This window comes from Halalkalibacter sp. HAAS-P014 (assembly GCF_056619965.1).
Genome location: NZ_JBWQTV010000010.1, coordinates 105,039 through 117,638 on the forward strand (window position 1 = coordinate 105,039; position 12,600 = coordinate 117,638).

The 12,600-nt window shown below is 38.3% G+C and carries 7 protein-coding genes; 2 read left to right on the forward strand and 5 right to left on the reverse strand.

Going from position 1 to position 12,600, the window contains the following annotated elements; all coding sequences use genetic code 11:
• Nucleotides 1-220 precede the first annotated feature (220 nt).
• The 4 genes from AC1FXZ_RS08100 to AC1FXZ_RS08115 form a co-directional block, all read right to left on the reverse strand.
• Nucleotides 221-2,626, reverse strand: coding sequence for a peptidoglycan-binding protein (locus tag AC1FXZ_RS08100; protein WP_480052400.1), 2,406 nt, complete (start codon nt 2,624-2,626; stop codon nt 221-223).
• A gap of 213 nt (nt 2,627-2,839) precedes the next feature.
• Nucleotides 2,840-3,457 (reverse strand): LPXTG cell wall anchor domain-containing protein, encoded by a 618-nt coding sequence (locus AC1FXZ_RS08105; protein ID WP_480052402.1) that lies wholly within the window; start codon nt 3,455-3,457, stop codon nt 2,840-2,842.
• Nucleotides 3,458-3,520: 63 nt separating this feature from the next.
• Nucleotides 3,521-4,048, reverse strand: a complete 528-nt coding sequence (locus AC1FXZ_RS08110; protein WP_480052404.1) for a hypothetical protein — start codon at nt 4,046-4,048, stop codon at nt 3,521-3,523.
• A gap of 2 nt (nt 4,049-4,050) precedes the next feature.
• Nucleotides 4,051-9,174, reverse strand: a complete 5,124-nt coding sequence (locus AC1FXZ_RS08115) for a choice-of-anchor L domain-containing protein (RefSeq protein WP_480052406.1) — start codon at nt 9,172-9,174, stop codon at nt 4,051-4,053.
• A 250-nt stretch (nt 9,175-9,424) separates the two neighbouring features.
• On the opposite strand from AC1FXZ_RS08115, the gene AC1FXZ_RS08120 reads away from it, so the two are divergent.
• A complete protein-coding gene (locus AC1FXZ_RS08120) occupies nt 9,425-10,609 on the forward strand; it encodes a processed acidic surface protein (protein WP_480052408.1) in 1,185 nt (394 codons plus the stop codon).
• Nucleotides 10,602-11,294, forward strand: a complete 693-nt coding sequence (locus AC1FXZ_RS08125; RefSeq protein WP_480052409.1) for a class D sortase — start codon at nt 10,602-10,604, stop codon at nt 11,292-11,294. Before AC1FXZ_RS08120 ends, AC1FXZ_RS08125 begins: the two co-directional genes overlap by 8 nt.
• 48 nt (nt 11,295-11,342) lie before the next feature.
• Here the strand turns inward: AC1FXZ_RS08125 and AC1FXZ_RS08130 are convergent, their stop codons facing one another.
• Nucleotides 11,343-12,479, reverse strand: coding sequence for an LPXTG cell wall anchor domain-containing protein (locus AC1FXZ_RS08130; RefSeq protein ID WP_480052411.1), 1,137 nt, complete (start codon nt 12,477-12,479; stop codon nt 11,343-11,345).
• Nucleotides 12,480-12,600 lie beyond the last annotated feature (121 nt).

Genomic DNA, 12,600 nt, shown 5'->3' on the forward strand with positions numbered 1-12,600 from the left:
AAAACAGTCCGACAATAAAATTCCCTTCTCTGTACATGGTTCCTAACCTCCTCTTTAAGGATTTTAGGCAAATTTACTATTCTTTAAACGTCCAATCTCTATTTCAATTATTTAAGAGTATGAACAGATATTCGTGTTCATGCATTATTTATATATAGAAAGAGAAGGACTCCTAGCCAAAACAAAGCACATATCGTGTTTCGTAATGACTAGGAGTAATCTAACCTATTTCATTTAGTAATGTTTCAATCGTTATCACATCTGCTATTCCACTAACCGGAAGGCCTATAGACTTTTGGAACTGTTTAACTTTAGCTGCCGTAATGGGGCCGTAATATGGCGTGGGGTTATTGGATACCGGAAAGCCGACCGTTTCGAGATTTTCTTTTAATTCTATTACTTCAGGACGTCTATCGTTTATTTGTAAAGAACTGGTTCTAACTTGGTGTAACATTGCTAGTGTTTCTAGGTCAGCTATACCGGTTGCTTTCAAACCATAATGAGCCTGAAATTCTTTTACTTTCGAAGTGGTAATTGGGCCATAATAATTGGTTGGATTGTCTGAAACTTTAAATCCAACTGCCTCTAAATCAAGTTTCAGTTGAATGACTTGTGGCAGACGATCACCTTCTTTTAGAGGACGATTGATCACTTCTTCAAGCTTATTCAATGTGATCGGGTCTGCCACTCCTGTAACCGTCAATCCAAAATGTGATTGAAATTCTTTTACTTTATTCGTAGTAATCGGACCATAAAAATTCGTTGGACTAGTTGATACTTTAAACCCAGCTATTTCTAAATCAATTTTAAGTTGAATGACCGCTGGTAGACGGTCACCTTCTTTCAATGAGTTTGCAAGAGCATCCTTGATTCTTTGCAGAGTTACAGGACCAGCTGTTCCATCTGCTTTTAGGCCATAGGCTTCCTGAAACTCTCTTACCTTCCTTGTTGTTACAGAGCCATAAAATGTAGTTGGGCTACTTGAGACTTTAAAACCTAACATCTCTAAATCTTTTTTCAACTGGATCACATCATCATGGTAATCTCCTTCACGGAACGTAACAGGCCCACTTCCAACCCCCTCTTCAACTAATTGTCGTAACTTAGATAAAGTCGCTTGGTCAGCCGTTCCAGTGACCTTTAATCCATATGCTTTTTGAAATTGTTTCACTTTCTCCGTTGTAACAGGGCCATAATAATCTGTAGGGTTGGCTGAAACAGCGAACCCTACCTTTTCTAAATCAAGTTTAAGCTGGATAACTTCAGGACGATAGTCACCTTGTATCAGCGTATTTTCTGCTATTTCTTTCAGCTTTGCCAATGTATCTGCATCAACGATTCCATCAGCCGGTGCAATCCCATTTGCTTTTTGAAACTCTGTTACCTTCTGGGTTGTAATCGGCCCAAAAAAGTTATTTGGATTAGCAGATACAAAAAAACCAGCTCGTTCTAAGTCCAACTTCAATTGAATTACTTCAGGGCGCCGGTCCCCCTCTTTCAACGTATCCTGATCCTCAGGTTCCGTTTTCTCTATAAATGGTGCCTGAACGATCCCAAAACCGAATACTTCATCTCTTCCCGGAGTTCCTATATCTTTAGCTGTTTCTTGTAATCGGCTCCTTAGTTGCTTATGTGATAACGTTGGATCTGCTTCTTTTAATAAAGCTATTGTTCCAGCGACGAACGCAGAAGCCTGTGAAGTACCACTCATTTGACGATAACTATTATTGTTATGTGTGCTAAGGATCGAAACACCTGGTGCTGCTACTTCGATCGCTGGTCCCGTTGCTGAAAATGAACCTCGTTTATCATTTGAGTTCGTTGCTGAAACGGCTATTACAGATTCATACCTCGCTGGAAATTCAACTGTATTCCCAGAACCTGTTCCTTTGTTTCCCGCAGCTCCAACAATGATGATCCCTTCGCCGTACGCTTTATCCACTATTTTTCTTAATGTTTGTGAATCCTTCGTTGCACCTAGACTTAAATTAATAATATCCATGTTGTTCGTAATCGACCAGTCAATCCCTGCCACAATATCGGAAACATAGCCAGAACCTTCTTTATCTAACACTTTGACAGCATAGAGCTCAGCATCAGGAGCGACACCGACAGTGCCTACCTTATTGTTTTTAGCACCAATGATACCGGCAACGTGCGTACCATGCCCATTATCATCATGGTAAGATTCTGTATAAGAGGCGAACGATACTCCACCTGCTATTTTCAAATCCTCATGAGGGACAATCCCTGTATCCAAAATGGCAATTTTAATGCCTTTTCCTGTGAAATTAGATTCCCACGCACGAGGAGCATTAACTCTCTTTACTCCCCAGTCAATTGTTTGGCCAGATACTTGTACTTTTTCATCCGTTTCAACAGCAAGTACGTTTTCTAGCTTCTCTAACTCATTAATAGCTTCTGTTGGCAATTCAACAGATGCCGCCCCTAGCTCTCTAAAGACTTTCAATTCTTCCCCATCTAATTCAACCAGCAAGTCCTCGTCTACCTCACCTTTAAACACAACGATGACCCTTTCCACTTCATTTAGATTCTCTTCTGCAAAAGAATTTAAAGGCGAACCGAAAAATGCCAACAGTAATATGACGAATAATATCTGTTTCATGTCATCCTCCCCAAACCTCTTCACTAAACAATTCTATAATCTATTAATCAGCTATAATATCTCTATCATAACTAAATTGTTATTACGTTTTATTATACAATATCGTTTCTGCTAGGAACGTAAATTTGTTAATAAATTGAAAGGTTTTCAGCCGTTTTTTAGAATTCACCACATTAAAAAGCTAGCACTCTGTAAGAAGTGCTAGCTTTCCCCTTAAACCGCTTTCTGTTTTCTCTTCGTGTAAAGAACTAACAATACTCCTAAACCTATTAGGATGAAACCAATTAAGATAAAGTTAAAGATTGTTGTTGCTGTATTCGGAAGAGCACTTTCATCTTCTTCCTCTTCCCCTTTGACAACTTCCTCCACTTTCTCTTCTTCATTGTTACTGCTTTCTTCTGATGAAATTTGTTCAGCTAATTCCTCTGTTACATAATTAACCTCTTCTTTCACATCATCAGTTTTCTTACTGTCATCAGAATTTTCTAGTTGCTTCTTGTCATCATCTGCATTAGACACTTCTTTCGGTTTTGAAGCTTCCTGTTCATCATCTTCTTTAGGAGGGATTGGGGCTTCCTCTTTTGGCTCCTCATCCTCTGCCGGAGTATGATCACTCTCTTCACGTTCTCCACCATTTTTTGTTACAGATAAGATATTCCCTGCATTGTCATACGTATATTCAATCGTTTGGCCGTCTTCATATTCTACTGAAGTGAGACGATTTAGCTCATCGTACGTATACGTCGCTGCAAATACAGCTGAAGTTGGTAGCAGCAAGGAAAAAAGTATTGTTAAGAACAACACAATTGGTTTAAACGATTTTTCCTTCATATTTTTCTCCTTTTTCGGTTCTTTAAGCAAGATTCGCAAATTTAGGCCTTGTCGTTAACCTCACTAAGGACGGTAATACTTTAACATTGAATATAATAAAGCATTCTTTTTGGTATAGGCCGGGACAACTATGATTTTGTTATCCTTCTTCATTTTTACTTTGAACTGAAAGGCTCGTTCCTCAATAAATACATCTTTAATATCAGTAAAATAGAATCTGGATTTTTTTCTTCCTCGAACATATATGACTTGGTTGCCTCTTATTTGTACATATTCTCTTGAGTAGATTACTTTCATGATCAGTGGAAACAGCATAACGATACCAGCAGCGATGTACCAGCCAATCGTGCTTTCATCACTCTCTCCTGACTCAATCCACAACCCTAAAAACACAAGAATACTTGCTACCAGAGCACTAAATAAAAATGAAACTGTCAGCATCCAATTGGATACATAAAATGTCTGATTTCTAAACAATTTAACATCAACTTTTTCAGATTTTCTCTCAATTATCGAGAAGAATATGGTCGGGAATAAAAATACTGCTATTCCCGCCAATGCTACTGGTAATAATACTAAAATATGAATCACCCTTAATTATTACTATATTTTGTGCCATTATCATTTGTTGGCTTTTGTGTATTTAAGGCTGACTGTACATTCGAACTTTGGCTTTCCGGAACCGGAGTGAGAGCATATGAAGCAGCTGCATTCACCGAACTCCACATCACATTATTCGCTGTATCTGTAGCATTAACCGCGAGTGACTTTTTACCTGTTCCAAATAAAATATTTGAAACACCTGTATTACTTCCTGGGACAATTCCTATTCCTGCCAATGCCAAATTCTTCTTATGATTTAGGCTATCTGTTGCCCCTGCCAAGCTCTTATTATCATAGATATGCCCTACAACATCCTCTGTATATCCACCAGCTAAGTTCCCTGTAAAGCCTGCTGCTGATGATGCAGCCATAGTTGCTGCTGGACCTGAAAACAACGCCGCACCAGAACCGATCATAAAACCTGATACAGCTCCACCTGATGCCCCAGTAACGGTTCCTTTTAGAATATCGTCACCTTGTATTGCTGCACTAACGCCACCAACAACTCCCCCGACGACTCCTCCGACTAGACCACCTATTGCTCCGGTTTTCAGGAATGCAAAGTTTCCATCGGCATCAATATATATAACTGGGTTATTGCGTGAATATGCATATCGGTTTAGCGTTGGACTTATGACTACAGAACCTATCACTACGTCCTCATTAAGGAAGCGTTGATCCTCAGGGCTATAATATCTTGCTCTCATATATTGAAGACCGTTCTCCTCGGTCTGAACGCCAAACTGTCCTACATATAGGTAAGGTTGGTCAATTGTTCCTTCTTGAGCCAAAATGTTACCGAATGGATCGTACATGTAGCGTCCTATAACCTCTTCATTACTATCAGAAATCGCTGTCGTACTACCTCTAAAATCTTGATGGTAATAATATTGGTTACCTTGAGAATCCTCAAATCCAATTAACCCTAATCCATATAAATAAACCTTATCAACTTTTCCTTCTTCATCTATTTCCATAAGAACAGAAGGGAATTGTGCGTTAGGGTTTACAACGAATCTTGTTGTCTCATCTTCTACCGTTTTCGCAATACGATTGTTATTAGCATCATATTGATAGTTTGAATCTCCTACAGCTGTTAAACGATTTCTTGAGTCGTATGTAAACGTTTCAACTTCACCGTTTAATAGCCCCTCTACCATATTCCCATCTTTATCATAAACATAAGGAGTTCCATTTGACTCTTCAATTTGGTTTCCTTTAGCGTAACTTGATGTAACTTGAGAGAATGGAAGATCTGGCACCAGGGAAATACTGCTGCTTTCGGATATTACATTTCCTGCACCGTCATAACTATACGAATACTCATTAATTAGTTCGCCTTCTGAAGTCACGTCTTGTAACTCAGTAAGCTGGCCACTTTCATCGTACGCACGTTTTTCAACCGTACCATTCGGTCTTGTTGTCTCTACAAGTCTATTATTATCATCATAGTTGTAAGAAGTCTTTTGATCAGTCCAGTCTGTTACTTCCACTAACTGATTTGCCTCATTATAAGCATACTCAACTACTTTTCCATCAGGGTACGTTATAGAAGTTACATTTGAGTTAGCATCGTAAGCGTACTGAATTGTGTTTCCATATACATCGGTATACTTAGTTAAACGGTTTAACGCATCATACGTATAATGAATTGTTCCTGTTTGATCTGTTATCGTCAGTACATTTCCGTTCGCATCATACGCGTAGTCCGTCACATTGTCAGGCTCTGTTATTTTACTAACATTTCCTCTTGCATCATATTCATATGACGTTGTTTCCCCTCTGCCGTTTACCATCTCAGTCATTAACCCACGGTTATTGTAATTATACGTAATTTCCTGGCCTCCAGCTGAAACAATTGATTTAAGCTCACCGCTATGGTTATAGCTAAATTGCATTTCATTACCATTCGGGTCCGTTAACGCCGTCCGGTTGCCGTCTCTATCAAACCCTTGCTTGCTCACACCTTCTAGTGCGTCCACACTAGAAACTACTCTTCCTAGAGCATCGTAGCTGAGCGTCTGTTGATGGCCGAGCGGATTAATCACCTTAATAAGTTGATCGACTTGATCATATTCGAGTGATTCAGAGCTACCTAATGCATTTGTCACTTCAATTAGGTTGCCTACTGCATCGTAATTAAGTGACGTCACGACATTGTCATATGCGTCTTTTTCACTTAGAACATTCCCTTCACCGTCGTATGTGAATGAAGACGTGTTCCCTAACGGATTTGTAATACTAGTCACTCTGCCTTTTTTATCGTAAGCAAAAGTTGATGTATTCCCTTTGGCATCAGTAATGGCATTCAAACGGTCTTCACCGTTATAACTATAACGAACCGTCTGATTAAGAGCATTTGTTTCCTCAATTAAGTTTCTATTGCCATCATAACTGTAACGAGTTGTATTACCATTAAAGTCAGTTTCTTCAATAAGGTTGTTAAATTGATCATATGTGTATGTGTAACTGTTACCGAAGTGATCCGTTACTTTAGCTAAATTAGAATTGTTATCATATTCAAACGTTGTCTCATAACCATCCTTATCTAAATGCGAAATCAAGCGTCCAATTTGATCGAATTCTAATTGAGCCGTTAAACCTTGTTGATCTGTTATTCCATTTAATAGACCATTTGAATACTCATAGATTGTTTCTCCACCTTCAGGCTGTTTAATCGAAGTTATTAATCCATTATCATTGTAAGTTAGAGCATAAGTATTACCAATCGGGTCTATCATTTTCGTAATTAGATTTCTAGCATTATAATTGAAAATTGTTTTATCACCTTTGGCATTGACAACTGAAAGAACATTATTACGATCATCATATGTCATTGTCGTCGTACGGCCTAATGCATCTGTGACAGTCAACAAATTACCACGTTCATCATACGTGTAAGTTGAGCTATTTCCGTTCGCATCGTGATCTTTAATCATATTGCCAGCTGAATCATACTCAATGTTATTTGTATTTCCTAATTCATCCGTACGGCTCACAAGTTGATAGCGGTTATTGTAAACAAAAACCTGTTGATTTCCTGCACGGTCTGTATAAGTTGTTGTTAATTTATCCTGATCAAGGTCCTCGTCGTATTCAAAGTGGCCTTCTTGACCTTTAGAATCTTTTTGAGCAATTACGCGTCTTACTTCATCAAACGTATTAGCAAAGATTTGCTTACCTTCATGGTCAGTTGCCGTTACAATTTGTCCTAGCTCATTGTACGTATAATGGATCGAGTTTTGTGCTGCATCTGTTTTCTTTACTAACGAACCATTCTCATCATAAGTAAATGTTACCTCTCTATTACTATCATCTAAAACAGAAGTAAGCATATCTTGTCCATTATATTGAAAATGCATTTTCTGTCCAGAAATTGGCTCTTCAACACTTGAAAGCTTACTAGAATCATCATAGCTTAGTAGTAAAACTTGCTCATGTTCATTGAACTTTTCTACTAGGCGTCCATCTGTATCAAATTCAAATCTTTCATTGTTATTTCCGGTTAACGTATAACTACCATCGTCATTTTTGACTAAATCAAAAGACTTCATTGCCGTATCCGGAGATTCATAACCACCATCGCCTACTTCAACAAAGGTGTTTGATCGATTTGAATCCCATTTCACAACAGCTAAACCACTTTCTGACTCTTCAACACTAACCTCAAAACTATGTGTCCAGCCAGCACCCATTACGCCTTCATCTAATAATAATGAATTATAATAGACATCAAAATCTAAAGGTATCGCACCATTACTAGATAATAACGTTTCCTTTAACACTTGAGCACCAGTTGCCGTGTCAATCGGGTCAATAATTGGTACACCAATTGTCATTTCAGGATAATTGGGCTGCTGTGACTTAATGTTATTTTTAGCACCAATCCCTGATAATACGCTTGCTTGTCCAACAAAACTACCGGACTTAATAAATACATTTGAATCGTAAATAGCATCACCTGCATCAGCAATTGCTAATTTAATTCGGTTGTATTCTCCTGGTGTTACTTTGGCTCTAATAGGGAGAACAACTGTTAGGCCATCCATCTCAGTATTGATATCTCCACCACCGTCAGTAAAATCATTGTTCCGGAAAAGCTCGGGAAAGCTTGCATCCGTTCCATACGGATTTCCTCCATTAACTGTATTAATAGCAACAGGGATATCTGTACCTGGAATCGTCGCAACATTTTCACCGTTCACAAAAAATCCAAACACATCATTGTATGAACTATTTACATATTCGTTATATTCATCAGATGCGAATACATACTCAAAATAAACTTCATCACTTGTTGGAATGAAATCAAATTCTAATACCGTTGCATCATAAGTTGTATATCCAGGAATTAATGCTTCTAAATCAGGATCTCCCGATAAACCATTATTTTCTGAGATAGACGTGCTTTCATTAGGTCCTACAACATTATGTATACTTCCTGTACTAAGAATAATCCCATCCTCAAAACCGATAGTCTCTTCTTCTGCACTGAAAAATCCGGCAGATGTCTCGATACCGGTATACTCAACATTTCTTATCACAACACCAGAACCTACAAGAGCCTCAGCTAAAATCTCACCCTCCGTCTTACCTTCAGGATTGTCGAGACTATCAAGGTCCCAGATTGCCCATTCTGATTCATTTAAGGCAGAAAACTCTCCCCTATCTTTTTTTGTTTCGCCTACACGTTGAGTTGTTTCTTGAGGCTCTTGTTCGTCTAGTACTTCTGACTCTTCTGCTCCTGTTTCTTCAACCTCAACAGTTGTATCTTCTTTAACTGCTTCAGTCTCTGTTTCTTCAACAGCATTTTCATTTTTCTCTTGAATCACTTTTTTTGTGTCATTATTATCTTCTTGTTTTTCTTCAAGAGGTGTCTCTTCTATTGCTTCTGCTTCTTCAGTCACTGGCTCTTCTTCTTGAACCTCTGCTTCTGCTTCTTCATCAGCATTTTCGTTCGCTACATCAGCTTCTAGAGAGCTTGCTTCTTGCTCAGGTTTTTCATTTTGCGCAAACTCAGTCGCATATACTGTCCCTATTGGTAATAAGTGATTAATAGTTAACAGAATTACCAGGAAGACAGCAATTATTCTATTATTCTTCTTCATAACCATGTGCAGATTTTTCTCCTTTTCTTTGACATTTTTTGTACTTTTCTTATTATTCCATAGAAATATGTCAAAAAAAAGGATATTTTTGATAAAATCTAGTTTTTTTTACCTAGTCGATTAGATATTTCTAACGCAAGGATGTAATAAGAAAACCTATTACTTTCTGACAGTTCGAAAAATAACACTATATTTCTCAACATCTCCAACTTATAATATGAAAGAAACAAGTAAATCATTTCAGGAGGAATGTTATGTGAAAAGGTTGTTCTTGGCTTTATTGTTTGCTTTAACTCTTTTTGCTTTACCTGCCTTAAGTTTTGCAGCACCATCTAATTCAGATTTACAACATTATGTAGATGAAATTGGTTGGACAAAAACGGAGCTCGTTGAATATCTCGACTTTTATGGCCTTACATTACAAGATTTTGAGAATATGAAAGAACTGAGCGAGTTTCTTGGACCCGTTCTGACTGAGGAAAATTTGCTGGAGCTTCTGGATATGTATGATCTGACATTAGAAGCCGCTACTGAGTTACTCATGTTAAATGGAGAGTTAGAAGAAGGACAAACGATTTTAGAAGTCTATACTTTTTGGGACGACCTAGATTTCAATCTGTATTTTTATCATTTAACTCCAATTACGGACGAGAATTTACAACAACTACTAAAAGATTATGACTTAACAATAGATGAGCTCAACGCCTTATTGGCCGAAAACGATGACTCTCTTAATAACTATGAATTTATTGAAGACCTTGAGTGGGCAGTTGATTTCTATTTGCACTACAATGATGAACTAGATTACTCCGATATTGACAGTCTATTTAGCGAGATCGGCTTAACTAGCGAGGAACTCGAAAGGTTATTTACCCACTTTTTATCTCTAGATTTTGAAGAACCTGCTTTTTTGGACAAGCTATTAGAGCTCTCTGAGCGTATGATGGCGTTTGAAGACTTTGACAGCGCTTCTGAATTAACAGCTGGACAAATTGCCGAACTCCTCGACATCTTCACGCAATTAATTGACCTATTTGAACTTGATCTGAAGTATTATTTGGTTAAAGGTGATGAGAAAAAGGCAATCTCCTTTGAAATGCTTTTAACAATGACAACCACAGACGGTTATGATTTATTAATCGAACTGTACAACAAACAAGGTGAGTTCCTTGCTGATCTTCTTTTCACAGCAGATATGTTCGGCTCAGAACTGATTGCCGAAACAGGTCAAGATTTAAAAGAAGCTGAGGAAATTATATCTAAGAAAATATCCGACACCAAACAAGAACAGACGGCTGTGCACCAACCTGTAACGAAAACTGAAAAAGGGGCGAAACTTCCTAAGACAGCATCTGATTACGTGGCGAAGGCTTTAGGAGGGCTTGTGTTAGCCTTTACCGGATTCGCTCTATTCCGTCGCTTTAGATGGAACAATGCGTAAAGCTCGTACTACACAAAGAGGATTTAGTCGGCTTCTTCTTCTATCCTTATGCAGTATGTTAATTGCCTTTGGCCTTTGGTTTTCTACTACAAACGCTTATACCTTTTTAAAAGGGTATTTCTTGTTTAAGACTGGAAACATTTCGAGTGAAACAGTTTCAGCAGACGGCCCTATTCTAGAAGAGGAAGAACCTGGGATCGAGCAGAGTCATGAAAAGGAAACGGTAACACATAGTGCTGCCCAGGACTTTCCATTACATCCTCAACTTGGCGATTTAATGGGCGAATTATATATTCCTAAGCTTGACGCCTCCTTGCCTATTTATCATGGAACTGATGAGAACGAACTTGAAAAAGGGGTCGGCCATTATGCAGGTAGTGTTTTGCCTGGCGAGGCTGATAATTCTGTGCTAGCAGGACATCGTGATACCGTTTTTCGTAGGTTAGGAGAAGTTGGCGAAAATGATTTATTAATTGTCACAACAGCAACTGGCGAATTCACGTATAAAGTCCGACGTGTCCGGATTGTCGATGAAGACGATCGCACTGTTATTGTCCCGAGGCCGAAAGCAACGTTAACCGTTTCTACTTGCTATCCCTTTCATTTTGTTGGATCAGCTCCTGAGAGGTACGTGTTAGTAGCTGAGTTGAAAGGTGAGGAACGATTGAAACGGGAGAGAGAGTAGTGAAAAAAGAGGGCTCCATCATAAGTGGAGCCCTCTGTTCATCTTAATTTAGACTGTAGCAACTTGCTTTCTTTTAGCAACCAATAAAGCAATCATACCAGCTGCTACTAATAATGCACCGATTAACAAGAAGTTAAATAAGTTTGTAGCTGTATCTGGTAACACTTGGCCACCTTTTGTCTCATTGTTAGAGTTGCTTGTAGTTGCAGCAGCCTCATCTGAATCAGCATCTTCAGATTTAGTAGACTCTTTAGATGTCTCCTCTGATGTCTCTTCTGAAGTTTCTTCTGTTCCTTCGATAGCTGCTAACTCTTCATTTGTAAACTCAAACACTCCGTATATACTGAAGTGAGTCACGTCTGCACTTACTACACCTGTTTCCGCATTGTAGACCGGTTTTATATACTCTTGCTTATCACCGTTTTCATCAATGTAAACAACTCGTACATTTTCCCAGTTATCAACAAGGCTTGGATCAACTGTAAACGTTAATGTAATTGGTGCGTCACCAAATTGAGTAATTTTAGTACCGTCAGCCTTTATTAAAGAGAAATCATATAATTCACTTAATAGGCCTTTACTATTTTTACTCTTGATACTTTCAGAAACTTCACCAAAAGTGAAAGTTACTTGTTCGCCATCAAGGATGGACGCAGGAATTAGAACTGTTACATTATTATTACTTAGCTCTACTTTACTATCACTTTCAAACTGCTGTGCTACATCTGCAGTAATAGTAATAGAATTGGCAGGTGTTTTAAAGCTATATACTTTTGTCTCTGATTCATAAACGAAATCAGTCTCATCAATCGCATATACGTGCTCTGCTACTGGTACATTATTGTATACGCCTCCTGGCACTGTATCATATACATCTCCAGGTACATTGTCATACACGTCTCCTGGCACTGTGTTGTATACATCTTCATGTACATTGTCATACACGTCTCCTGGCACCGTGTCGTATACATCTTCATGTACATTTTCTTGATACACATCGTTATGTACATCTTCACTATAAACATCTTCTGTTACTGTATACACATCCTCAGTTACAGTGTAAACGTCATCGGTTACACTGTTATCATCACTCGCTGCGTATGTAGTTGTTGTTCCAATTGGCGCAAGAATTAACGCAAAAGCTGTTAAGCCACTAATAAATGATAGTTTACTGCTTTTTTTCATTTTCTTCGGTCCCCTTTTTCATTTTTATTAGGATCCCTTGTCCACCTCCTTTTTAGCTATAATCTAGTAATCCCATATGAAATTACTAGTTTATAATACCTAATAATGGTTAATTTGTCTA

Coding starts and splice junctions, on each gene's coding strand:
- AC1FXZ_RS08100 (WP_480052400.1), bottom strand. CDS start 2,626: ATGAAACAGATATTATTCGTCATATTACTGTTGGCATTTTTCGGTTCG.
- AC1FXZ_RS08105 (WP_480052402.1), bottom strand. CDS start 3,457: ATGAAGGAAAAATCGTTTAAACCAATTGTGTTGTTCTTAACAATACTT.
- AC1FXZ_RS08125 (WP_480052409.1), top strand. CDS start 10,602: ATGCGTAAAGCTCGTACTACACAAAGAGGATTTAGTCGGCTTCTTCTT.
- AC1FXZ_RS08130 (WP_480052411.1), bottom strand. CDS start 12,479: ATGAAAAAAAGCAGTAAACTATCATTTATTAGTGGCTTAACAGCTTTT.
- AC1FXZ_RS08115 (WP_480052406.1), bottom strand. CDS start 9,174: ATGGTTATGAAGAAGAATAATAGAATAATTGCTGTCTTCCTGGTAATT.